Source organism: Streptomyces sp. NPDC096136 (assembly GCF_044763325.1).
Taxonomy (GTDB): domain Bacteria; phylum Actinomycetota; class Actinomycetes; order Streptomycetales; family Streptomycetaceae; genus Streptomyces.
On sequence record NZ_JBIWFZ010000025.1, the window covers coordinates 98,751 to 121,560 of the forward strand.

At 70.0% G+C, this 22,810-nt stretch carries 25 protein-coding genes and 1 pseudogene; 17 read left to right on the forward strand and 9 right to left on the reverse strand.

All coding sequences use genetic code 11. From position 1 onward, the window contains the following. Nucleotides 1-1,148: 1,148 nt before the first annotated feature. Both ACIRBY_RS34120 and ACIRBY_RS34125 read right to left on the reverse strand, forming a co-directional pair. Entirely contained in the window at nt 1,149-1,382 is a 234-nt protein-coding gene (locus tag ACIRBY_RS34120; protein WP_403908078.1) for a DUF397 domain-containing protein, read from the reverse strand. Beyond that, on the reverse strand, nt 1,379-2,227 hold the full coding sequence (locus tag ACIRBY_RS34125; RefSeq protein WP_403908080.1) for a helix-turn-helix domain-containing protein: 849 nt from the start codon (nt 2,225-2,227) through the stop codon (nt 1,379-1,381). Before ACIRBY_RS34125 ends, ACIRBY_RS34120 begins: the two co-directional genes overlap by 4 nt. A gap of 505 nt (nt 2,228-2,732) precedes the next feature. Here ACIRBY_RS34125 and ACIRBY_RS34130 point away from each other — a divergent pair. The 11 genes from ACIRBY_RS34130 (at nt 2,733) to ACIRBY_RS34180 (ending at nt 11,928) form a co-directional block, all read left to right on the forward strand. Next, the gene (locus tag ACIRBY_RS34130; RefSeq protein ID WP_403908082.1) at nt 2,733-3,140 is read left to right on the forward strand and encodes an ATP-binding protein; all 408 of its coding nucleotides are present in this window, start codon (nt 2,733-2,735) and stop codon (nt 3,138-3,140) included. 89 nt (nt 3,141-3,229) lie between these two features. After that, nucleotides 3,230-3,469: a hypothetical protein gene (locus ACIRBY_RS34135; protein WP_403908084.1), complete on the forward strand. Its 240-nt coding sequence runs from the start codon at nt 3,230-3,232 to the stop codon at nt 3,467-3,469. 307 nt (nt 3,470-3,776) lie between these two features. Then, complete coding sequence (locus tag ACIRBY_RS34140) at nt 3,777-4,820, forward strand: hypothetical protein (protein ID WP_403908085.1); 1,044 nt, start codon at nt 3,777-3,779, stop codon at nt 4,818-4,820. Beyond that, the gene (locus tag ACIRBY_RS34145) at nt 4,817-6,856 is read left to right on the forward strand and encodes a hypothetical protein (protein ID WP_403908087.1); all 2,040 of its coding nucleotides are present in this window, start codon (nt 4,817-4,819) and stop codon (nt 6,854-6,856) included. The genes ACIRBY_RS34140 and ACIRBY_RS34145 overlap by 4 nt, the downstream gene beginning before the upstream one ends. Beyond that, nucleotides 6,841-7,857, forward strand: coding sequence for an enolase C-terminal domain-like protein (locus ACIRBY_RS34150; RefSeq protein ID WP_403908089.1), 1,017 nt, complete (start codon nt 6,841-6,843; stop codon nt 7,855-7,857). The genes ACIRBY_RS34145 and ACIRBY_RS34150 overlap by 16 nt, the downstream gene beginning before the upstream one ends. Continuing rightward, nucleotides 7,851-8,294 (forward strand): hypothetical protein, encoded by a 444-nt coding sequence (locus ACIRBY_RS34155; protein WP_403908091.1) that lies wholly within the window; start codon nt 7,851-7,853, stop codon nt 8,292-8,294. The genes ACIRBY_RS34150 and ACIRBY_RS34155 overlap by 7 nt, the downstream gene beginning before the upstream one ends. Beyond that, on the forward strand, nt 8,291-8,962 hold the full coding sequence (locus ACIRBY_RS34160; protein WP_403908093.1) for an HAD family hydrolase: 672 nt from the start codon (nt 8,291-8,293) through the stop codon (nt 8,960-8,962). Before ACIRBY_RS34155 ends, ACIRBY_RS34160 begins: the two co-directional genes overlap by 4 nt. Continuing rightward, on the forward strand, nt 8,959-9,747 hold the full coding sequence (locus ACIRBY_RS34165; RefSeq protein ID WP_403908095.1) for a class I SAM-dependent methyltransferase: 789 nt from the start codon (nt 8,959-8,961) through the stop codon (nt 9,745-9,747). The genes ACIRBY_RS34160 and ACIRBY_RS34165 overlap by 4 nt, the downstream gene beginning before the upstream one ends. After that, a complete protein-coding gene (locus ACIRBY_RS34170; protein WP_403908097.1) occupies nt 9,744-10,532 on the forward strand; it encodes a creatininase family protein in 789 nt (262 codons plus the stop codon). Before ACIRBY_RS34165 ends, ACIRBY_RS34170 begins: the two co-directional genes overlap by 4 nt. After that, nucleotides 10,523-11,263, forward strand: a complete 741-nt coding sequence (locus tag ACIRBY_RS34175; RefSeq protein WP_403908099.1) for a phytanoyl-CoA dioxygenase family protein — start codon at nt 10,523-10,525, stop codon at nt 11,261-11,263. Before ACIRBY_RS34170 ends, ACIRBY_RS34175 begins: the two co-directional genes overlap by 10 nt. Before the next feature lie 17 nt (nt 11,264-11,280). Further along, nucleotides 11,281-11,928 carry an L-threonylcarbamoyladenylate synthase gene (locus tag ACIRBY_RS34180; protein ID WP_403908101.1) on the forward strand — a complete coding sequence of 216 codons (648 nt, stop codon included), beginning with the start codon at nt 11,281-11,283 and terminating at the stop codon, nt 11,926-11,928. A 51-nt stretch (nt 11,929-11,979) separates the two neighbouring features. On the opposite strand, the gene ACIRBY_RS34185 is transcribed toward ACIRBY_RS34180, so the two are convergent. Together ACIRBY_RS34185 and ACIRBY_RS34190 are read right to left on the reverse strand one after the other, a co-directional pair. Beyond that, the gene (locus ACIRBY_RS34185) at nt 11,980-12,969 is read right to left on the reverse strand and encodes a phosphotransferase family protein (protein WP_403908103.1); all 990 of its coding nucleotides are present in this window, start codon (nt 12,967-12,969) and stop codon (nt 11,980-11,982) included. Between the two features lie 81 nt (nt 12,970-13,050). Next, nucleotides 13,051-13,401 (reverse strand): hypothetical protein, encoded by a 351-nt coding sequence (locus tag ACIRBY_RS34190; protein WP_403908105.1) that lies wholly within the window; start codon nt 13,399-13,401, stop codon nt 13,051-13,053. Nucleotides 13,402-13,802: 401 nt separating this feature from the next. Here ACIRBY_RS34190 and ACIRBY_RS34195 point away from each other — a divergent pair, with 401 nt between their 5' ends. Both ACIRBY_RS34195 and ACIRBY_RS34200 read left to right on the forward strand, forming a co-directional pair. Further along, nucleotides 13,803-15,014, forward strand: coding sequence for a hypothetical protein (locus ACIRBY_RS34195; protein ID WP_403908107.1), 1,212 nt, complete (start codon nt 13,803-13,805; stop codon nt 15,012-15,014). Nucleotides 15,015-15,044: 30 nt separating this feature from the next. After that, entirely contained in the window at nt 15,045-15,302 is a 258-nt protein-coding gene (locus ACIRBY_RS34200) for a hypothetical protein (protein ID WP_403908109.1), read from the forward strand. A gap of 207 nt (nt 15,303-15,509) precedes the next feature. Here the strand turns inward: ACIRBY_RS34200 and ACIRBY_RS34205 are convergent, their stop codons facing one another. Further along, nucleotides 15,510-16,529, reverse strand: coding sequence for a Ku protein (locus ACIRBY_RS34205; RefSeq protein ID WP_403908111.1), 1,020 nt, complete (start codon nt 16,527-16,529; stop codon nt 15,510-15,512). Between the two features lie 324 nt (nt 16,530-16,853). Here ACIRBY_RS34205 and ACIRBY_RS34210 point away from each other — a divergent pair, with 324 nt between their 5' ends. The 3 genes from ACIRBY_RS34210 to ACIRBY_RS34220 are packed head-to-tail and all read left to right on the forward strand — an operon-like array spanning nt 16,854 to nt 18,552. Further along, the gene (locus ACIRBY_RS34210; protein ID WP_403908113.1) at nt 16,854-17,165 is read left to right on the forward strand and encodes a hypothetical protein; all 312 of its coding nucleotides are present in this window, start codon (nt 16,854-16,856) and stop codon (nt 17,163-17,165) included. Between the two features lie 38 nt (nt 17,166-17,203). Beyond that, nucleotides 17,204-18,013 (forward strand): DUF4253 domain-containing protein, encoded by an 810-nt coding sequence (locus tag ACIRBY_RS34215; protein ID WP_403908115.1) that lies wholly within the window; start codon nt 17,204-17,206, stop codon nt 18,011-18,013. A gap of 2 nt (nt 18,014-18,015) precedes the next feature. Beyond that, complete coding sequence (locus tag ACIRBY_RS34220) at nt 18,016-18,552, forward strand: DUF4240 domain-containing protein (protein WP_403908123.1); 537 nt, start codon at nt 18,016-18,018, stop codon at nt 18,550-18,552. A 115-nt stretch (nt 18,553-18,667) separates the two neighbouring features. Here the strand turns inward: ACIRBY_RS34220 and ACIRBY_RS34225 are convergent, their stop codons facing one another. Both ACIRBY_RS34225 and ACIRBY_RS34230 read right to left on the reverse strand, forming a co-directional pair. After that, nucleotides 18,668-19,096: a transposase gene (locus ACIRBY_RS34225; protein WP_403908117.1), complete on the reverse strand. Its 429-nt coding sequence runs from the start codon at nt 19,094-19,096 to the stop codon at nt 18,668-18,670. Between the two features lie 93 nt (nt 19,097-19,189). Continuing rightward, nucleotides 19,190-19,729 carry a winged helix-turn-helix domain-containing protein gene (locus ACIRBY_RS34230; RefSeq protein ID WP_403908119.1) on the reverse strand — a complete coding sequence of 180 codons (540 nt, stop codon included), beginning with the start codon at nt 19,727-19,729 and terminating at the stop codon, nt 19,190-19,192. Nucleotides 19,730-20,381: 652 nt separating this feature from the next. On the opposite strand from ACIRBY_RS34230, the gene ACIRBY_RS34235 reads away from it, so the two are divergent. Next, the gene (locus ACIRBY_RS34235) at nt 20,382-20,663 is read left to right on the forward strand and encodes a lactococcin 972 family bacteriocin (protein WP_403908125.1); all 282 of its coding nucleotides are present in this window, start codon (nt 20,382-20,384) and stop codon (nt 20,661-20,663) included. Between the two features lie 911 nt (nt 20,664-21,574). Here ACIRBY_RS34235 and tpg read toward each other — a convergent pair. After that, a pseudogene (gene tpg, locus ACIRBY_RS34240) lies at nt 21,575-21,804 on the reverse strand (telomere-protecting terminal protein Tpg); the annotation flags it as partial. A 176-nt stretch (nt 21,805-21,980) separates the two neighbouring features. Next, entirely contained in the window at nt 21,981-22,601 is a 621-nt protein-coding gene (locus ACIRBY_RS34245; protein ID WP_403908121.1) for a HEAT repeat domain-containing protein, read from the reverse strand. Nucleotides 22,602-22,810 lie beyond the last annotated feature (209 nt).

Below are 22,810 nucleotides of genomic sequence, written 5' to 3' on the forward strand. Positions count from 1 at the left end.
CCACCGCAGGTCAAAGACCTGCCGACAGGACCTCACCGATGACGGACCACACCCGGTGAACTCACCAGCCACCTCACCGCTCCCTCCGATTCGGCGTAGCAGGAAGCCGTCATCGGGGCGGCGATCCCGCTGCCCGATACGGCCATCGCGGCACAGGCAGCAGCCGCGATCGGCCTGACTGAGGAGGCCGCCCGTCAGTAGCCCCAGCCATCCCCGAGACACCGATCGATTGGCAGACCCTGCCATTCGAAGAAGAGCGAGCGGGTGAACCCTGGCCGACCGGCCCTCCACCGCAGACGTCCCCAGGCCGGGGACAACCTTGAAGCAGGCGGTTGTCTTCCTGCACTGCTTGGGCTGCTGAGGGGGAAGGTAGGGGGAATGCGGGAGGGGGACACTGAGGGGGACGTAAGAGGGGGAGATTGCCGGGGAGACCCTACTGTCGGCGCACCGTGCATTTGCGCTGCTCAGGTGCTCTCTTTGCCGGTGGTTACCGGCCGGACTTTCTTTGTGCAGGGGGAGAGGGAGGAGATGGGGTGAGGCGAGCGGTGCTTGTCGGGGGCTCGGGCGAACGTGCGGCCGGAGCGCCGCCACTTCGGCACCGGCTTGGGCTCGGGAAGAGCACCGACGGCTACGCCTACTTCCCGCGCGTTCAGGACACCAGCGACAGCAGATGCCGCCTCGGCCCGGCGGTCACCTGCGAGTGGACCCGATTCCAGGCCTTGACCGGCCTGGCCCGTTGACGAAGACGGCGACCTTGCCCTGCGCCGAGCCCTCGCCGCCATCGGCCCCGTGCTATGCCTGGGCCGAGCCGGTCATTCAAGCGATGTCGCGTTCGAACTTGCCACCCTGCACCCGCTGATTCGAAGCGGGCGACCATACTGGCACGCTCTGAGCCGTACTTGGCCGACCCTGCCCGTAGGGGATGCGGACGCCCTTCGTGAAGCCGCCGCGAGGCCGGCCGGCAACAAGGAGGGCCACGGCGCGGAGTGGGCGTGGAAGCGGAGGCGGCCCCGCTGCTGAGCACGCCGCTGCCACAGCCGGTCATCCGGCGGCTGACAGCAGGCAGACGGATATCGCCATACAGGCAAGGCCGGGATTCCCCCCGCTGCGGGCTGGGGGAATCCGGGCCTTGGCCGTTCAGCGCCTGGTCAGGCGGTTGGGGCTTGACCGCGGATCGCGTGCGGCAGGAACGCGGTGAAGGCGGTTTGGGTGAAGGTGATGGCCGGTCCCGCCGGCCTCTTCGAGTCGCGGACGGCGATGAAGCCGCGGGTGGGCCGGACGTCGGCGATCTCGACGCACTGCTCGCCGGCGTCGCTGAACGACGACTTGTGCCATTCCGCTTCGGGAAGGTCGGTGGCGTACAGCCTGGTCGTGTCGGTCATGACTTCTCCATGGTGGATTTGATCTTCTCCCGTGAGTCGTCGACGGGGAGTGCTGCGGCCACGATCCGCTCGAAGGCGGCCTCGTAGACCTTCACGTCGTCTGTGCCCTCGGCGAAGGACCCACCGCGCAGGGTCTCCAGACTGATCACGGTGGGCCAGGGGTGGGGGAACCTGACGATGTGGAACGGGCCCGCCATCCCGGGGTGAGGGGTGGCGAGTATCGGCATCACCTGGAGGGTGATGTTGGGCAGATCGGCCATGTCGAGCAGGTGCCGCAGTTGCTCGCGCATCAGTGAGGGGTGGGTCGCCGACCGGTAGTGCAGGGTCGATTCGTGGATGACGGCCCACAGCTTGAGGGGTCCGCCCGGCCTGCTGGTGTCGGTGAGGATGGCCTGGCGCTTCTTGCGCATCTCCACGAGCACGGAGACCTCGGCCGCGGTCCGGGTGATGGCGGTGGCTGTGATGATCTCGCGGGCGTACTGCGGGATCTGCAGCAGGCCCGGGAGCACCTCGGGGCGGTAGATGCGGGTGTCCTCCGCGTCCTCCTCCAGGCCGATGTAGTCCTTGTAGTTGGTCTCGGGCAGGTCGCCGTAGTTGCTCCACCAGCCGACCTTGTTGGCGTCACGGGCCAGCTCCTCCATGGCGGTGACCACGGTCTCGTCGGTGACCCCGTAGGCCTTCAGGAGTGGCTTCACGTCCTTGATCGGCAAATGGGCCTTGGCGTTCTCGATCCGGTTGATCTTGCTGGCATCCCAGCCGACGGCCTGGGCGGCGCTCTCGGAGGTGTTGAAGCCGGCGTTCTTCCTGAAGGTTCGCAGCGCGCTGCCGAGACGGCGTCTGCGCACGGTCTGCACAAGCGGCGGTGTGGGCACGGGAAGTTGGACCTCTCTGCGGGCTGGCAGGTCGATGCAGGGGGCGGATCTTCCCCTTCCGGGGGTGCGGCTTCCTCTTGCCGGGTCAGTCTGCCCGTCCCGGGGATCGGAAGTCGATCGAACATCCCTCCAATCGTTGGGAGTTTGGTTGCAATGGTTGCAGGCATCGCGTCATCGGGTGCATTCTTCCCATGTGACGCCGTGACCAAGTGTCAGCAGATGATCACGCTGAGGTGGTAGGTCGCGGTCCCCAGAACGGCCGGGTTCGAGCATGGCCCGGCCTGCCGGCCTCGTGTCCCCGCCCCCGTCGGGGACACGAGGCCGCGCACCCCACCCCCGCTCCCAACTCGCCGAGGCCACCCATGAGCCAGAGCACCACTCGCACACCCCGCACCCGCCGTCCGGCCTCCACCGCCCACGCCATACAGGGCCCCGACAGCGGCAGGGCCGCCCGGTGACCGGCGCTCTGGCGGACGACGTGAGAGCAGCACCCACCGGACCCCAGCGCTACAGCGACAACTACTCGCCCCGCGACACCGCTCCCTCCCGCGCCCGCCACGACGTCACCCTCTGCCTGCGCACCTGGGGCCTCGACACCCTGATCGACGACGCGCAGCTGATCGTCACCGAGCTCGTCGCGAACGCCGTTCAGCACACCCACACCCGGCGGATCGGCGTTTCCGTCACCCGCCACCCCGACCACGTACGGATCGTCGTCACCGACACCAGCCGCACCCTCCCCGTCCCCACGCCCGCCGGCCCCGAAGCAGAGGCCGGCCGGGGGCTCCACCTCGTCGACCAGCTCACCACCCGATGGGGAAGCAAGCAGTTCCGGACCGGCAAGCAGGTCTGGGCCGAACTCACCACCATCAAGGCAACGCCGTGAACGCCGGCGACTGGGGCGAGTTACACGGCCCCACCCACCTCCGCCCGCCCCGCAAGCGCCGGCACGCCCGGCCGGACGGGAACGTGATCGTGGGACTGCTGCTGACGACAGGCAACGTGCTCGGCTTGGCCGTCCTCGCGCTCTCCTGCGCCGACCAGGCCGACGGCGCCACCGCCGTCCCCTCGATCACCGTCCCGGACCAGGCACCCGCCGAAGCACAGCCGCCCAGCAGGACGGCCAACGACACGGCGCACACCCTCGGACCGGCAGCCCGTACCACCGAATCGCGGGCCTGCCGCTGCGGATCCCACCCCCGCACCACCCTGTGAACTCCGGTGGCAGCGCGGCGCCCCTGAGCCCGCGCCGTCACCGGCCAGAATCCCGGCCCGGCGCCCCGAAGGACAGCACCGCCGGACCGGGGCACCGTCCCCGGCTGAACAACCCTGGACAGGTCGAGCAGCCGGGGACGGGCACCACCACGCACTCGTCGGACATCCCGGCCACGGCCCCTTGCCCGCAGGCGCATCAGCCTGCACCGTACGGAAGTTCACCGCGTCCGTCCCCTTGACCGGATGGAGGGCCCCCGTGCCTGCCACCACACCGCGTGAATCCCACACCACCACCGACTTAGACGCCATGGCCACCCTCGCCGCCCGCTACGGCGTGCCCATCGAGGACGCCCTGCTGATGGCGATCAACCTCCACGGCATCAGCTCGCCCCTTAACCGCCACCGCGCCCGGGTCCTGATCCGCCTGGTGACGGCGCCCGCAGTGCCGTGGCAGGTGATCGTCCCGCTGAACGCCTCCGCCTCCCCGTTCGTCCTGGACGAGGACACCCTCCTCCTGTCCGGGATCCCCGTCGCGACCGTGACGCGGGTCGACGCGGACGAGGCCGTGGGCGGCTACTTCCGCAACGAGGGCCGCGCCGTCACCCTCAACCCCAATGCCCGCAGCCGCTGCGTCGGCTGCGCGTTCTGCCCCAACACCCTCGAAGCCGCCGCCGACCCCCGCCTGTCCGAGCAGCGCGCCGTCCGTGAGCTCCTGGACGCCATGGCTCACCAGCACTCGGCCGGCACTCTGGCCGGACTGGAGGAGGTCACCGTCTCCACCGGCTGCTTCGAACGCGAACAGGCCGCCGTCGACCACCTCGGAGACCTCCGCGCGGTGCTGACCGAGACCGGGATCACCGCCAAGATCGGACTCCTCACCTCGGTGCTGCGCACCCAGACGGCCTTTGACACCCTGGCCCGCACGGCCGGCCCGTTCGTCCTGCGCATGACCGCCGAGTGCTTCACCCGCCGCGACCTGCTGCTGAAGGCATCCAAGACGGAGCTCACCCGCAAGCAGATGCCGCGCGTGCTGCGCCGGGCCGTACGCGCCGGACACGACACCTCGTTCACCTACATCGTCGGGCTCGACGACCTGCCCGCCATGGAGGACGGCGTCCGCGACCTCGCACCGCACATCACCGAGTTCCCCAATCTCCAGGTCTACCAGGCCCACAACCGGATCATGGCTGGGCTCCGCGCCCCGGGCGCCACCGACCTCGCCTTCTACCTGCAGGCCCGCACCGTCCTGGAGGACATCCTCGGGCCGACCGGCCTACGCCCGAAGGCATGGGAGTGCTACCGGCCCCTGTGGCACTTCACCTTCGGCCCCGAACGCCTGGTCGCGGCATGACCGGCCACGCCCAGAACGCGGATCTGCTGTGGCGGGCACAGACCTACGTGGCCGCCGCGCAAATCCACCTGCGCGACAATGTCCTGCTGCGCCGCCCCCTGTCCCCGGGGGACGTGAAGGCGCACCCGGTCGGCCACTGGGGCACTGTGCCCGGGACGGCCTGGGCCCTGGCCCACATCAGCCTGCTGTCCGGCACCGGCGACACCGAGCTGGTCCCGCTGCTGGGCGCCGGCCACGCCGGAGTCGCGCAGATCGCCGCAGGCTGGCTGACCGGCCACCTGGCCGCCGCCCGGCCCCAGTTCACCCGCGATGAGCAGGGGCTGGTGAACCTGTGCCGGTTTTTCCCCGAGGTCGCCGGCCTCGGCTCCGAGGTCACCCCGGCCCTGCCGGCGGGGGACTTCCTCGGCGGCCGGCTCGGCGGCTGCCTGCCCTTCGCCCAGGGCGCCGCCCTCGCGTCCGGCCCCGGCCGGGTGATCGTGCCGGTCCTGGGCGATGGCGAGTGCGAGACCCCGACCACGGCCGCGGCCTGGCTCGCCGCTCACGCACTGCCCGGAACCCCGGTGCTGCCGATCGTCCACCTCAACGGCTTCCGCATGGGCGCCCCCAGCCTCCTCGCCGGCCTCGACGCCAGCGCCCTGACTGCGTACGCCGCCGGGCTCGGCTGGCACGCCCACATCATCACCGTCCCGGACGACGGCCATGAGTCCTTCCACGCCGAGCTCGCCGAGTCCGTCGCCGACACCCTGGCCGGACGCCGAACGGTGCTGTTCATGCGGTGTGTCAAGGGCTGGAGCGGCCCCGCCACCGTCAGCGGACAGCAGGTCCTCGGCACTGCGCGCGCCCACAAGACCCCGCTCACCCGGGCCGCCACCGACTCCGCCCAGCTGCACGCGCTGGAAGCGTGGCTGTCTGCGTACCGGCCCGAGGAGCTGTTCACCGACGACGGCCATCCGGGCCCCGGCCTTGCCGCTGCCCTCGCGGCGACCGGCTGGCCTCGCCTGAAGGCACCCCGTCCCGCTCCGGCGCCGGTGACCGTTCGGCAGCAGCCCGGTTCGTTCGCCGACGCCGTCACCACCGTGATCCGTTCCCACGTCCGCGCCGGGGACTTCCAGGTGTTCAGCCCGGACGAGCTTGCCTCCAACCGCCTCGCCGAACTCGCCCGGCGGCCCTGGACCACCGAGGTCCTCGCCGAGGAGGTCCTGGGCGAGCAGCTCGCCGGCTTCAACGCCGCCGGCGGCCGAGGGGTCCTCATCTCCTACGAGGCGTTCGCCCCGCTCCTGGCGACCGGACTCGTCTCCCTGCTCAAGCAGCAGCGGATGCCCGGCGCCGCTCCGCGGCCGAGCTTCAACCTGCTCCTGACCTCCTACGGCTGGCACAACACCTACACGCACGGCGACCCGTCGCTGACCACGACGCTCCTCGCCCTGGAGGACCCGACCCTACGGGTGTTGACGCCCGCCGACCCGACCCGGCTGGCGGCCATCCTGGACGACGCGTTCACCAGCACGGGCCAGCTCAACGTGATCGTCGCAGGCAAGCACCCGCTGCCGAACGCTCCCGCCGACACGCTCCGCGAGGAGCTGTCCCGCGGGCTGGCCGTCTGGCCGCACCTCTCCGACGTTCAGCTGCCGGTCTTGACCGTGGTGGTGTGCGGGGACCTGCCCGCCGCGGTCGCCGCCGAGGCGCTGCCGCGGATCCGGGCGGAGCTGGGTGTGGCGGTGCGGGTGGTGTCCGTCCTCGACCTGACCGTGCTCGGCGCCCCCGACGTGTGGCCCGCCGGGCTGGCCGCCGATGAAGCGGACGTCCTGTTTGGCGAGGATGCGGCGCTGCTGGTCGTCACCCTCGGGCACCCGGCCGCGATCTGGTCCCTCCTGAAGGCCAGGTACGCGCGGCCGGTCGAGGTGATCGGCTGGCGGGAGGCCGAAGGCCCCCGCCCCCAGCAAGACCTGGCGGCTGCGGCCGGCATGTCCGCTGAGGGCCTGCTCGCGGCTGCCGGGCGCCTGCTGAAGGCGAGGGCAGGATGCGACACCTGGTGATCGACTCCTTCGACTTCGCCGATCTCGCCGAGTACGCCGGGCCGGGCGACGACACCGTCTTCGTCGCGGTCCGCTCCGGCCCTGCTGTCGGTTGGTACGGGCCCCTCGCCGACCCCGTCGCCCGTACCGTCCGCGGCCTGGCTCCGGTACTCGTCGGTGTCGACGCGACCGACCACGAAGGCCTCCACGCCCATCTGGTGCAGGCCGCGCCCGGCTCCCGTGCCGGTTCGTGGGCGGTTGGCGCGCTGGACTGCGCGGCTTGGGACCTGCATGCCCGGGCCGAGGGCTGCCCGGTCGCCGGCCTGCTGACCGACGAGCCGCTACAGCACCGAATGGACGGGTACTCGTCCTGGTTGACCCGCGACCTCGCCCACCCCGCCATCGCGGACCTGACTGCTGAGGTCAGCGCCCAGGGGTGGGCCTTCACGAAGTGGGGACTGCGGAACCGCCCGGGCGCCAGCGGCGGAGCGCTCGCCGAACTTCTGCACGCCGTCGTGACGGCCGAGCCGGTGGCGGTCGACGCCGTCGGCACCTGGCCGCCGGCCCTCGCGGCCGAGTTCGCCGCGGCCGCCGACCCGGCCGCGCTGGTCTGGCTGGAGGACCCGGCCCCCGCCGACAACCTGCGCGCCTACGAGCAGCTGCGCACCCTTCCGATCGCGGTGGGAGAGCGTTTCACCCTGACCGACGACGCGCCCGCCGTCCTCGCCAGGATCCGGCCTTCCGCGCTCACCCTGGACGTGGTCGGATGCGGCGGACTCACCGCCGCTCGCCGGATTCTGGCCTGCACCACGACCCCCGTCTTCCCGCACGGCCGTTCCTTCCAGCCCGGCCTTCACCTGGCCGCCGCCCGGCCCGACCGGGTCCTGGCCGTCGAATACCGGCAGCAGTGGGAGCGCGGCCGCCAGAACCTCTACACGCACCCCGTCGAACCCGACCGCGGACACCTCACCCTGCCCACCACCTCCGGCCTGGGCGCCGCCCCGAGGAGCGCACCATGCTGAACCCGCCCCGCGCCCTGCCCGTACGAGGCCGCACCGTCCCCGCCGCCACCGGTCCTCTGCTCCTCCTGGAGGAGCGCCTGGAAGGGCGCGACACCTTCCTGACCGGCACCCTCACCCTGGACGGCCTCGACGTCCCGGTGCGGATCACCACCCTCGACGCCAGCACCACCCTCCAGCCCACCCAGCCGCTCCCCGACGACCTGCCCGAGCAGTGGTCGGCCACGCTCCACCTGCGCCACGGCCAGCGCCCCCGCGAGATCCCCGACGACCTACGCGCCGCCGCCGCCACGGCCGGGCGCGACCTCGACGCCCTGGACGACGCGGAACTGCGCTACGCCCTTACCTTCCTCGGCGAGGCCACCACGCCCGCCATCCGCACCGACCGCCTGACCGCGATCGTCACCGGCCTGCCCACCCTCGAAGGAGACCCCGAGTGACCCAGCCCGTGCAGCTCATCAGCGTGGACGTCGGCGGAACCATCGGCGAAGCCGACGGCCCCGGCCTGACCATGCAGCTCACCGCCGCCTCCCCCCTGCCCGCCGACCAGGCGCGCGCCGTGATGCGAGGCCGCCTGCACACCCAGCCCGCCATCACCGACGCCCTGGCCGCCGAACTCGCCGACGCCCTCGGCATCGAGCCGGCCGACTTCCCCCGCGACCTGCCCGCCGCCCCGCTCACCCTGTACCCGTACGCCCTCGACGCCCTGCGCGACCTGGCCGGCGTCGCGCCGGTGGTCACCCTGTCCAACGTGACCTGCGTTGACGCCGACACCGAGGGCCTGCGTCAACGCCTCGCGCCCTGGGTCACCGGCCTGTTCCCGTCCTGCACCCTCGGCTACGCCAAGCCCGACCCCCGCGCTTTTCTCACCGTCGCCGAACACCACGGCGTGGCACCGGCCAGCATGATTCACATCGGCGACGACTGGGCCTGTGACGTCCTGGGCGCCCTCGACGCCGGCGCCGTCCCGGTGTGGATCTCCAAAGACCGGACCATTCCCGACACACCGCCCACCTTCGGGCGGCAGCATGTCCACGTGGCCGCCACCCTCGCCGATGCGGCCACCCTCATCCGCACCCTCAACACCCCCGAAGGAACCACGTCATGAGCCTGTTCACCGGCACCTCCAGCTACTACCGCCAGTACCGCCCCGGCATCCCCGACGACCTCGCCGCCCGCCTTGCCGCGTACGCGCCCGACCGCCGGCCGCGCCGCCTGCTGGACGTCGGCACCGGCACCGGCCTGGTCGCCGAGGCGATGATGCCGTACTTCACCGACGTCATCGCCTGCGACAACGACCCCGACATGATCGCCACCGCCGAGGAAGCGCTGCGCCCCAAGGTCCCACAGGGCACCACCCTGTCCCTGGTCACCTCCACCGCCGAGGGCTTCCGCCCGCCGGCCGGGTGGAAGGCAGACCTGGTCACCATCTGCCGCGCCTTCCACTGGCTCGACCAGGCCGGCGTCCTGGCCCTGCTGGACTCCCAGGTCGCCGAGGGCGGCGCGGTGGCAGTGTTCGCCGACCGCAGCTTCTGGGCCGCCGAGAGCGACTGGAAGGCCGCCGTCAAGCAGGTCATCAAGGACTTCCTCGGCGAGGAACGCCGAGCGGGCGGCGGCACCTTCCAGCACCACAACCGCCCCTACAGCGAGATCATGGAGGAGTCCCCGTTCAACCAGGTCGAGGAGTTCACCGTCCCGGTCACCCGGACCTGGAACACCGCCGGCATCCTCGGCTACCTCTACTCCACCAGCTTCGCCGCCCCCGCCCTGTTCGGCGCCCGGCTGGAGGAGTTCGAGACTGCCGTGCAGAAGACCCTCCGGGGCTTCTCCGACGACGACACCTTCCACGAGGACAACGAGTTCCTCGTCCGTGTCGGACGGCGCGCCGCATGACCGGCCCCGGCGGCGGTCACCGCCGGCTCGACCGGCTGACCGCCGCCGACCTGACCGCCCGCCTGCAGGCCGCCTCCGTGCTGTGCCTGCCCGTGGGCTCCACCGAGCAGCACGGCCCCCATTTACCGCTGGCCACCGACACCGTCATCGCCGAGGAGTTCACCCGGCACCTGGTCGCCGCGCACGGCGAGGCCTTCGACATGTGGCAGCTCCCGGCCGTCCCGTACGGCATCGCCCCGGAGCACGCCTGGGCTCCCGGCACTCTGTCGCTGACCATCACCGAGTTCACCACCCTGCTGCACACTCTCGTTGCCCAGCACGTAAGGGCCTCCCAGGCCCGGAACCTGGTCCTGGTCAACGGGCACGGCGGCAACCGCGGCGTGCTGGACGCACTCGTCTACGAACTCGGCCACGCCCACGACATCAGCGTGTGCGTCCTGCACCCCCTGGCCCTGGCCCATCTTCCCGCAGGCGACCGGCCCGAGATCCACGCTGGCCTCCACGAGGCCGCGCTCATGCTCCACCTCGCGCCCGACACGGTCCGCCTCGACCAGCTCGCCGACCACCCGCCGCAGGATGCCGACGAGATCCGCCGGCAGGTCACCGACCGGGGCGTGAGTTGGCCCTGGTGTTCAGGAGACCCGCGCATCGCCGCCAACGGGGTCATCGGCAACGACCCGCACACCGCCACCCCGGCCCTCGGCGCCCGCCTCCTGGACCAGGCCGTCGCCGCCTCCGTACCCGCCCTGGAAGCCCTCACCGGAAGGAAGAGCCCATGCTCGTGACCGACGACGAGCGCGCCCGATTCCGCCGCGACGGCATGTTCGTCCGCCGCGGCCTCGCCGCCGACGCCCACACCGGCCCCGCCCGCGACCTCATCACCACCTGGTACGCCAAGGACTACGACCCCGACCGCCTGACCGAGTACACCCAGCGCACCTTCGCCCCCGAACACGGCCGGCACCCGGCCCTCCTCGACCTCTACACCGCCACCGGCGCCGCCGACATCGCGCGGGACCTCCTGACCGACCCGGCCCAGGTCACCACCACCCAGGTCCAGATCCGCATCCCCAACGACCCGCTGGCCGCCGCTCAGCCGGAGAAGACGATGCACGTGGACGGCGTCGGCTGCCCCCACCTCGACCCCGCCGAACTGCGCACCTTCTCCCTCCTGGTCGGCGTCGTCCTCTCCCCGATCACCCGCCCCGACGCCGGCGCCCTCCACTACGCCCCCGGTGGCCACCTGACGATGTCCCGCTGGTTCGCCACCGAATGGGCCCGCGGCATCACCGACCAAGTCCCCCCGGACATCGGCACCACCGGCGGCGAACCGCTCCTCGCCGATGTCGGCGACGTCCTCTTCATGCACCACCTGGTCCCGCACGCCGTCGGCACCAACCACACCACCACGCCCCGGCTCATGGCGTACTTCCGCGTCTCCCACACCCAGCACGCCGCACGGCGCCTCGACGCACTGCGCGACCCCTGGCTCGACTACCCCGCCATCAACCCCTGACCGGGAAGGACCCCCTCGTGCAGATCATCCCGACCACCGATATCGACACCGCCGCAGCCGCCATCGAGGCCGGACGCCTCGTCGTCGTCCCCACCGCCCGCTGGTACATGATCTGCGCCGACGCCGCCAACCCCGACGCCTACAAGGCCATACTCGAAGGCAAGCAGCGCCCCAAGAACAAGCCCCTCGCCCTCGTCGTCCCCGACCAGGACCGGGCCCGCGACCTGCTGCACTTCACCCCCGACGCCGAGCGCCTGGCCGCCGCGTTCTGGCCCGGCGACCTCGCCCTCTTCCTGCCCTGGCGCGAGCCGGCCGACGCCGCCCGATACACCGTCGTCGGCTCACCCGCCCTGACCACCCACGCCCCCGGCCCCCTGGGCGACCTCGCCCGAGCGGTCCCCGGACTGCTCGCGTCGACCACCGTCAACGTTTCCGGCGACGCCGGGCCCGACGATCGCGGCCCCGCCATCACCCTCGCTGAGGTCGAAGAGTTCCTCACCGAAGCCGGCCTCGACGCGATCGTCATGGACGGCGGCGTCTGCCCGGCCGCCAACCACCTCACCATCGTCGACTGCGCCGGAGACCAGACCCAGCTCGTCCGCGCAGGCCTGGTCCACCCGCGGGCTGTCGCCTCCGTCATCGGCCGCGCCCTGCCGATGGCCTGACCCGGTCGGCCCGAAGGGCGCCTCCCTGGCCAGGGGAGGCGCCCTTCACCATCAGCGGGCGAGCGCGGACAACTCCGCTGCCACCGCCGGATAGGAATCCCGCACACCGGCCTGGTTGCCGAGCCGGTGCCGCTCCAGGCGCAGCGCACCGAGGTGCCGGACCTCGTACACGGGCCGCCGCCACCGGACCGACGCCGTGTCCGCGGGCGCCGGGCAGGCCTCGAAGAAGGACAGCCGCTCGTCCTGCTTGGCCCTGGCCATCCGCATCGGCCAGTCCGCCTCCGGGTCGCCCCACCAGGTTCGGTCCATGTCCAGGACACCGCAGATCGTCGGCACTGGGGCCCCTTCCGCGAGCATGGTGTTCACCGTCCACAGATCACCGGTCAGCAGTCGTGGCACCGTCACCTCGTCCAGGACGTCCGCGCCAGCCTGGGCGGCGTCGGCGGCCTTGCGCAGGTCGGCCGCGTCCAAGCCGCAGCCCTTGACGTCCTCGGCGATCAGGCGCAGCGACGCGATGACCGCCCCGCTCCATCGCGCGTGCCCGGGGCCGGTGACCGGGCCGAACCAGGGCCCGGCGACCGCGTGCACCGATGCGGTGATCTCCCCCATCTGCCGGAAGAGCGCCGGGTGGGTCTCCTTCGGGTACGAGCTGAGGAGCTCTGGCGCCGGGGTCCCGGGCAGGAAAGACTGGATCATCCAGTCTCTGCCGACGACGGACTGGGTGAAGTCGGCCGCCAGGACGCGCGGCATCAAGGCGGCGATCGGCGCGAGCCGCGGCACCGACGCGGACTCCGCGCGCATCAACTCCCGCTCGGAGCGGAACTGGCGGGCCGGTTCCGGCGCCACCCGCAGCACGAGCGGCTCCGCGCGGCCGGCCAGGTCGATGCGGTAGGTGGTGTTGTACATCCCGCCGCTCAGCTCCGTAGCGGAACGGACCTCGGCGCCGGGCCCGAAGGCGCGCTCCGCGACCGCCTGGATCTGGAGACCGGTCAGGCCCTGTTGAAAGGCGTCGGCGGACCGAACGATCGCGTGCAGCTCCAAGGGGACTTCCTTCCGGGCTGTGAGGACTTCGGGCAACCGGACCACAGCCTGCTGTTCAGGGCTTCGGTTCGGGCCGACTCGTCAGTAGGCGCTGCGGTCCGGGTACACCGATACGAGCTCCGCCGCGTAGGTGCCGTCCGGCAGCACCGCGTCGGTCAGTTCGAACTGCTCCCGCTTCCCCGCCGGGCCGGTCCAGGTGATCCGGACGCCGGCGGGGCGGCTGCTGGGCCAGTGGACCGGCTGGCCGTCAGCGGCCCGGACTCCGAGCAGCGTGTATGTGCGGACCTGCCGCGCGGTCTCGGTGGCCGGGGCTGCGCCGGGGGCGGCCGGGTTCCGGCGCCGGCGGAGCCAGCCCCATGCTGCGGTCCCCGCCAGCAGCGTGAGGCCGCCCAGGGTCTCCGCGGTCCAGCCGGTGAGCACGTCGGTGAGCATGTCGGTGTCCTTCTCTGTGTGATGACGGGCGGAGCGTGAAGAGGGCGCGCCGCTGACGTCGCGTCCTGGGCGGCACAGTGCGGGAGTGGATAGTTAGCCCCGCAACCCCTGCCGGTCGAGGCCTTGTTGAGCCTCCCGCCGGGAGGCGTGAGGCCGGTACCCCCTGAAGTGCCGCAACCCGGTGCACCTGGTGCAAGATCAATTGCGGAGGGTGGGGCGGCGACCTGCTGCACGCCATTTGAGCGGGAGGACCACGCGGTGACCCGGCGGAGGTAGGGGGGCTCTAAACGAGGGGTGCCGGTACGTCATGGGGTTGGCATCCGGATGCCGTTCCACGAGCTGTCACCGGATGAGGTGATGGCACGGCCAGGGCAGGGAGTGGCGCCAGTACCTTCCTGTGCATGTCCACTGACACCCCGAGCCCGGCGGATCAGCTGCTGATCGAGCACGCGTTTCGGCACGGGTTCACCGTGACCGTGAAGATGCTGGAGGTCTGGAGGAGCCGTCGGCTGCTGCCGGGCAACATCTCCGGCGGAGGCCTGGGGCGCGGCAAGGGCAGCACCTCCAGGCCGGCGCCGGAGAGCTTCGCCTTGGTCCTCGGCCTCGCCGGTCACGGCGGCCGGGGCAAACGTCCCCACGACGTGGCGCTGCTCCTGTTCGGCGAGGGACTTCCGGTACCGGAGCAGACGCTGCGGGCCGCCTTCACCGCGGCCGTGAACACCCTCACCGTCCCCGGCGACGGCGCACCGGACACCGACCCGGAAGAGCGGCTCGACGCCCTCGCCGACCACATCGCGGATGCCGGCCTGACCGTCACCCTGGTGCCCGCCCGGGCCCGGCGGATCGACGAAGGCATCGCCCGCCTCGTCCGCGCCGCCGGACACGCCTGGCCCCCCGCCGAGCTCGCTGCCTTCGACGCGAACCCCGGCACGCCCACGGCCACACCCAAGGACGCCGCGCTGGCCGCGGCCGCCGCCGCCATCACCGGGACGATGTCCCTGGAGGACATCGGTGACCTGCTGCGCGCGATGAACCCCACTGCCGAGGCCAACCCGATCGCGTCCCTCGTCGAGACCACGCGCAAGGACGCTCCCGAGTTCGCCGACGCGGTCCTCACCGACGACAACCAGCTGGCGCTCGGCCCCGTGCGCGATGCCCGAGAGCATCTGCGCGACCTGGCCGCCACGGCTCCCCTTCGGGACCTGGCGCGGGCCTGGAAGAGCGCCGAGAGCGTACGGCAGTGGGCCCTGGACCTGTGCGGCCGCGTCGAGGACGAACTCACTGCCGGGCAGCTGGGCGAGGCGGCCCTGGAGTGGATGAACGGCCGCTACGCGATGGCCGGACTGGCCGTGCTAGCCACGTTGAAGGAGCGCCACTGGCCACCCGCCCAGCACGCCCTCGACACCTTGGTGCTGCTCTACCAGCTCGGGGAGTACCGGCGGCTCGACCGCCTCGTGCCCGGCTGCCAGTGGCACCTCCTCGCCACCGAGGGGCTGCTGCCGCCGCCGACCTGCGAGCTCCTCCAGGACCTCATCAGCCGGAGCGTGCCCGGTGCCGGGACGGGGGCGATGTCAGACCGGCCTCGTAGTGTCGAAGGCGAGGGTCCCGACTGATGGGGCCCCGGAGGACTGAAGGAGCGGGCCATGGGCGAGATCAGCATCGAGCGGCAGCACCTTGACCACCTGCTGGCCGACAGCGCGAGCACGTACGGCGCCCCCTACCAGCAGGCCTTCGCCGAACTCGCCGAATCGCGACGCGGCCGCCCCGTCGCCGAGATCCTTCCGCTGCTGCGGCGCGCCGCCGACGATGCGCTGCTCGGCTTCACGGACGCCGATCTGCGTGAGCAGGCCCAGGCCATCAGCACGGGGGAGCCGTACGTCCTGCGCGTGAAGGTGGCCTGACCCCAAGACCGCATCGGCTGGCCACGGGAAAGCGGCCGCCCGCTGCTGTTGCGGTCGCCGGCGCGCCAGACTCGGCCGGCCCGCTCGGATCACGAGGGCAGCGGCGACGGCCGTCTGCAGGGCATGGGGCATGGACCGCCCGGCCGGCAGGCCTCAACAACGGGCCGAGCCGGGGAGGGAGGGGGACGGCGCGACGAATCCCGTCGGTCACTTCCCGTGGCCCGGGCGGGAGAGTGCCTGCGCGAGCTCGTCGTGGTTCATGGACGAGCGCCCCGGGATGCCGGCCGCGGCTGCCTTCTCGTAAAGCTCGGCCTTCGTCAGCGCCATCAGCTCCCGGCCCTTGGCCGCCGGTGTGGAGCGCGCCCGCTTCTTCGCGGCCGTCGCCTTCTTCCCGCCCGCCGCCCGCGAGCCGGGCGCGGCGGCCTTGGCGCCGGTATCTTTGGGGCTCCTGGCCCGCTCGACGCTGGCACGCAGGGCCTCCATGAGATCGACGGCACCGGTCGGCTCCGCCGCCGCTTCGGCCTTCTTCACCGTCTCGCCGGAGGCCTTCGCCTTCACCAGGGCTTCGACCTTCTCGCGGAAGGAGTCGTGGAAGGCCTCCGGCTCCCAGTCCATGGCCAGGGCGTCGATCAGCTGCATGGCCATCTTCACCTCCGCCGCCGCGGCCTCGACCTTCCCCGGCAGGTCGGGCACCTCGGCGTGCGGATCGCGCAGCTCGTCGGCCCAGTGCAGCGTGTGGAGCGTCAGCAGGCCCTCCGCCTCCTCGGCCTTTAGGGCGACCAGGTACTCCCGCCCGCGCATCACGAAGGTGGCGATGCCGGCCTTGTTCGACTCGGCCAGCGCGCGCTCCAAGAGGGCGTAGACCTTCCCGTACTGGGATCCCCGGGGCCCGAGGAAGTACGTCTTGTCGAAGAAGACCGGGTCGACGGTGTCCAGGTCGACGAAGCCGGCGACGTCGATCGACCGGGACCGGCCGGGAGCGATCTCGTCGAGCTCCCGCGGCTCGACGATCACGTACTCCGCTCCGGTGTCGTAGCCCTTCACGATGTCCGCGAGGTCCACCTCGTCGCCGGTGCGCTCGTTCACGCGCCGGTTCCGGATCCGGTCCGCGGTCCCGCGCTGGAGCTGGTGGAAGCGGATCGTGTGGCTGTCGGTGGCCGTGTAGAGACCCACCGGCAGGCTGACGAGCCCGAACGCCAAGACCCCCGTCCACACGGGTCTGGCCATCGCCCGCACCACCCTTCACGAGGTCCACCAGGGCGTCTATCCACCCTGCGCCCCCTCACCCCACCGGCAACTCCGGCCCCGGCCCCGAGACGCCGACCCCCCTCCGGCGGGACGGGGAAGCCCTCACCGGGGTTGTCAGGCCCCTTCCACCTCGCCGCGCTCCCGTGTCCAGGAGCGCACGATGCGCTCACCTTGGGGCCCGTCCTCGACCAGCTCGATGCGCACCACGGTGGCGGCCTCCTGCGCCGGGACTACTCGTGGAGATCAACTTCTCGGCAGAGCAGCCGGGGCTGCAGGGAGAGGTGTCATGCTTAAGGCTTCGGTGTGAAGATCCAACGGCTGCTGTACGTCCCATCGGCGGACATGGTGCCCCCTGTGCTCGCGCGGAAGTATGGGGACTTTGCGCCCACGGTCCGTTTCGATGAACTGCAGGCCGCCATCCTGGCCCTCGGGCACACCCTCGAGCTCGACACGGACAACACGTCGCGAGACATGGATTGCTATCGCGTATCCGATTCCGCGGCCCGCATCCACGTCATCTCCGACCTTGATCCATACGGGTCCGGGACCCCTGATCCAGACGGGCATCAGGTGGGCGATGTCTGGTCCATCGACTTGGGTGACCACTCCCGCTGAAAGGACCGGATGTCAGACCCACCTCATAGCATCCGCTCGTGAACCTCGACCTCCTTCTGTCCCGCGGAATATCCCTGCCGCCTGGACGCATGATCACCTCGGATGAAGGTGCCGGCGACCTGCAACCTCTGTGGCTGAGCGACGGCCCCGCCTCTGCCGACCTGTGGGCGCAGCTGCGTGGCGAACATGCCGCCTCCGGGCTGTGGCCGCTGCTGCTCGCCTCCCTGGACCCGCACGACACAGACTTCCGGCCCTGGGGCTGCGGCGAACTGTCTCCCGAGCGCATGTCTTCCCCCGACGAGCACGACGCCGAGGAACTTCTCGCCCGCTGGTGGCAGGACTACACGGCCACGGACGAAGACGACGACCAGCTCACCGCCGAGGAACGCCTGGCCGTCACCGCTCGCTTCGGCCAGACCTGGCCCGGTACTACAGCCACCCGCGAGATCTCCGCGGACCCCGATGGAATGGCCGAGCAGTACGCGCGAGCCTTCCTGGCCCTGAACCCGCAAGCACGTCTCGGCCTCGTCTCGGCACCCCGCGGAGCCGATGCCCTCACCGCCGTCGGGTGGGACGGACCTGCCAACTACGACAACGACACAGCCACCTTCTCGGCCGTCGTCCGCGGCTGGGAGGATCGCTTCGGTGCGCGCGTTGTCGGCGTCGGATTCAGCACCCTCCACCTCAGCGTTGCCGCACCGCCCAGCGGACCTGAGGAGGCCCTGGCCATTGCCGCTGAGCACTTCGCCTTCTGCCCCGACAACGTCTGGCAAGGCGCGCACCGCGACCTGGTCGCTTATGCCGAGCACCTCATCGATCTGAACTGCTGGGAGTTCTGGTGGGACTGACCATGGACAACGACCGCTTCTGGAACCTGATCGAACAAGCCCGCCTCCTCGCCGCCGACCCGACCGATGCCGAGGAGGTCGCCAGCCACGCCACCACACTGCTCGCTGACCATCCACCAGCAGAGATCCTCCAAGCGGAGCAGGTCCTGTGGGACTTGATGGCCGCCTCCTACCTGGCCCCGCTGTGGGCCGCCGCGTACCAGGTCAACGGTGGCTGCTCCGACGACGGCTTCGACTATTTCCGAGGCTGGCTCATCGCACAGGGCCGCGCCACCTTCGAGCAGGTCATCAACGATCCGGACAGACTGGCCGACTTTCCTGCCGTCCAACTGGCTGCCGCAGAGGGCTGGGACCTCGACGGAGAAGCAATCCTCCTCATCGTCTGGAACGCCTACCGGGCCGCCACGGGAAGCGAGCCCTCGGCCGATAACTTCACCATCCGCTATCCCGAGCTCGACCCGGAGTGGGATTCCGACTTCGGCGACCACGAACGCATCGCCCGCCACCTGCCCCGTATCGCGGCCCTGTACCCCGCCTGAGTCCGGGCAACGATCACCCTCGAGACGGGCAACGATCTACAACGACGGAGGAGCCGAGCTGGTCAGACTCTCTCGTGAACACCCCTGGCAACTGAACTTGAATGCGTGATGTCGGTCATCCGTCCACGATCAGGCCGGTGCCGGCGAGGCAGCTGTCGACCAGGTCGGGGTGGTGCTGGATCTGTTTGAGCCTGTGCTTCACGGCTCGGGTGATCTGGCCGAGGTCGGCGGCGAGGTTGCCGATGTCGCGTTTGACCAGCGACCAGACGCCCCCTTGCGGGTTGAGGTCCGGCGCGTAGGTGGGCAGCTGGAACACGGTGAGCCAGTCGGCATTCGCGGCGATGAACGCCCGCAGCGGCTTGGCCAGGTGGAGGCGGACGTTGTCCCAGACCAGCACGATCGGGCCGCCGAGCTGGATCCGGGCGCGGACGATCAGGTCCCGGAAGTCGCGCCAGCCGAAGCCCTTCGGCTCGTCCTTGCGGCCCCGGTACTCGCGGATGCGGTAGATCAGCCGGGACCGCTCGCCGGGTTTGTAGCAGGTCATGCGGCGCCATCGACACACGGCCGGAGCCCCGACCGCGCACTCTGACGACCGGTGCCCGGCCGATCCGGCCCCAGGTCCTGGCACGCGGCGGCGTCATCGACTGCCCGGCCTCGTCCTCGAAGACGATCCACGCTCCGAGAGCCGCCGCGGCGCTCTTACCCGCGGCCAGGTCTCCTTCTTCCACACCTCGACCGCCGCGTCGTCACGCTCGATCGCCCGGCGGGCGGGCTGCTGCCACGACCAGCCGTGCCGCTTGAGCAACTGCCATGTGCCCTCGACCGTGTAGGAGACGTGGAACAGCCGACCGATCAGCGTCTTGATCCGCGCGAGCGTCCACCGCTGGTCCACCCAGCCATGGGCGAGCGGGCCACGTTCCAGCTCCCTTTCGAGCCTGGCGATCTGGGCCGGACCGAGTCTCGGTCGACCCGGGGATCCCTTCGACTGGACACCGGCCTCTCCACACTCGCGCCAGGCCCGGCGCCACCGCTCCACCGACCGCTCGCTCACGCGCAGCGCGGCAGCGATCTCCCGGTTCTTCACCCCGCCCTCGAAGCGTTCCACGGCCTGCAGCCGGATCCGCTCCCGCGCGGCCCTCTCGGCGCCGGTCAACCCGCCGCCCTGCGCGTACCTCACGATCCCAGAGGTACCGGAGCCCACCCACCGCTGTCAGGCGAACGGCTCCGACATCACTCAATCAAGTTCAGTTGCGACGATGGCGTCCAGGCCGATGATGTCTGCGGCGTAGGCGGCTACGTACTCCGGCCTGGCGTTCCTGGCCGCCACCCTCGGCGTGGTCGCCGAGGGCGGCGACGGCCACTCGGCATGGGACCAAAGCAAATGTTAGATATCGGCCGTCGATCAGCATTCGAACGCGCTGGATGGCCTAAGCATCGAACCGGGGATCTTTTTACTAAATCGCCACAAACTAGGCGATGGAGAATCGAAAAAATCTGGATGTTTGCATATGAATCGGCTGAAGTGTTTTTGAGCCAACGGGTTCAATTTTCACTTGCTGGTAGGTATGGGCTCGTGAAGGATCTTTCCCGTTCCCAACAGGGGGAATCAGGGGGAAGGAATTTTCGTGAAAATTGCCGGTAGATCCGTCACCCTCGCCATCGCGGGCGCAGCTATTTCAGCTATAGCCCTTGCAGCGCCGGCCGCTGCGGACGCGTCTGTAACCGCCAGCGCCTCCGGAGCAACCATCACTGTTCACCATCGAGGGGATGGCACCCAGCCGCCTGCGGTTCTGGGCAACCCGTCTGAATGGGGTGTTGCGACGTTAACGATGAGTGCATCGACGACCTCATTCGGCCCGCAGGGGCAGGCATGCGTCAATCCGTCCAGTGGTGGCACCTGGTGTTACGGCTGGTCGGCAAGGGAGGTCAGCCCCGGGGTATTCAATAAGTACTGCTATTCGAATTACCTTCACGGTTCGAAGGGGCACTCGTCTACGGTGACTATCGCGGGCGATACGCGTCGCGCTTCGGCCCCGGCTGGCAGCACCTCCAATGCGAACCTCACAGCGGGTATGGCCTACACCTGCTCGACCTACTACAGCGTCGATTAGGTTCTGACTACCCACGCCGAGCTGTAACTCCTCGTAGAGTGCGGTAGGTTGGAGAGCCGCTCTGGGGCCGCTCGGTCGCCTGCGGAGCCCCGGAGCGGCGCCGCCTCCAACCCGGGATTACCCACTGAACGGGGGAAGAAAAATCACACGCTTTGCACGTGCTCGCATTGTTCCAGTTGCTGTTTCGCTTGGAGTGGGTTTGCTACTTGGCCTAGCAGGCCCCACTGCGGGAAAATGGAATAATCCCGCTTGCGTCGCTGTAAGCATTGTCTTTTCTAGCGGCTGGCCGTGGGCTTGCTATGCATTCATGGTGGGCAATTCTCGCCGATCTAAAATGGAGTCGGCTACTCTGGCGGCGACGGGATTGGCTGTCGGAGTTGTCGCATATTACCTATATAAGGACATGAATCCTGCCATTCCGGCCGGAATGACGTCGACCGCCTCCATTCCAGCTGAGATGAAAATGGAATCTGACGCCTCCAGCGAGAGTCAAATTCTCGTGTGGGGAATAGCGGCATTTGTGTTTGGTGCACCTGTGGGACTCATCGGGAATGTAGCGCGAACGCCCGGCGTTGGTGGCCTTCTGTTCCGTCTTCTTGTTCCGTTCATCGCCTTCTTCGAGGCGACCCAGCGATTGAGCGTCGAGGCGGCTTCTCAGGGGCCGGCTTTCTCAATGGTCTGGAACGTAACTCGAGTCGCGGCATGCGTCGTCTCCTTGGCTCTCGTGGGACACACAGTGTGGCGCTGGCGTGATCGACGTCGCCGAGCCGATGGGCAGGTGGAAGCTGCCCCGCCTGCTCGGTGGCTCTGACCGGCGATCCACCAAGACAGCTGAATCGCGACAACAACAAGTCAGCGCGTGACTTGCGAAAGGCGCGTCACGCGGGCGACGCCTCAGGGGCCGTGCGTGCCTACAGGTCGAACTCGATGTGGCCGATGTCGGTGAACTCCACCAGGAGGCCGCTGGCGCGGCGGCCGCGGTCCTTGAAGTAGATCTCCTGCAGGCCCTCACGGCGATGTCGCGCAGCTGTTGCTCGCTGGCTGTGGCGTCCTGGGCGTCGACGAGACGGCCGGCGAATTCGGGCAGCAGGGCCACGGTGAGGTGGCGCAGCCGGGCGTGGTCGGTGGTGCCGGGGGGTGCCCCTATCTGTTTGGTCAACCCCGTCAGGGCCGCTTCATAGGGGTTGATCCTGGTTTTCGGGAACGTCCCGCGAGGGGGCTGGCGGCACGGGGTGAGAACGAGCTGCTGGCGGTCCGACAGCAGATTTTCCGGTGAGAAGGCGCGGGTTCATGACGAACCTGGGGTGCGGGGGCCAGTTACAGAGGTCGGTAGGTGCCGTAGTTCCCAGCGAGGGAGTTGGTGGCGGCTTCGACGACATCGGATCGGGGGCCGGAGACGCACGCGGTGAGGAAGTCGTGCACTCGTTGCCCTGTCCAGCCGGCCGCGGCAACAGCGGGCCAGAAGTAGATCCCGTCGTGTGGGGACCTGGCTTCGACGAAGTCGAGGACGTTGGTCACGGTTTCCTGATCCAGGACAAGCCGGAGCATGGCCACGGCCTGCAACGCTCCGCCTACAAGCGGCTCGCTATCGGTGCTCAGGCACCAGCGAATCGCCTCGGTGTGGGAGTGCTCCATGTAGCTCAGCCGGACGATGGCGTCGCCCCCGGCAGTGTGAACTGCATGGAGAGTTTCGCGCTGAAGGACGAGATCGCGCAGGTAGGAGAGGTCGGACGGGGAGCCGCAAGTACCGAGTGCCATCGTCATCTGGTATTGGGTTTCCCAGGTCCGCGTATCCCTCACCTCATTCTTCAGGGCTTCGAGCAGGGCAGCACCAGCGGATGGGTCGCCCAGCTTACGAAGTCGCTTCGCGGCCGAGCGGCGCTTGGCGGAACTTCGGTCTTGAAGCTGGCTTATCGCCTGAACGGCGTCGAGAGCCACGGTCTCTCCTACTGGATGCGGACGTCACCAGACCCTATTCGGCGTATCTGACAGTCCCACCAGGGGTCTCACCGGGCGAGGCCAGAAGCAGCTGACGGGCCGAGTCCGCGTAGCGTGCGATTTCTCGGTTTGGGGGTGGTGGGGTGAGAGACAGTGAGGTTCTGGGGTGTTGATGCTGGTCGGGACATGTCTAGGGGGCTGGTCTCGCT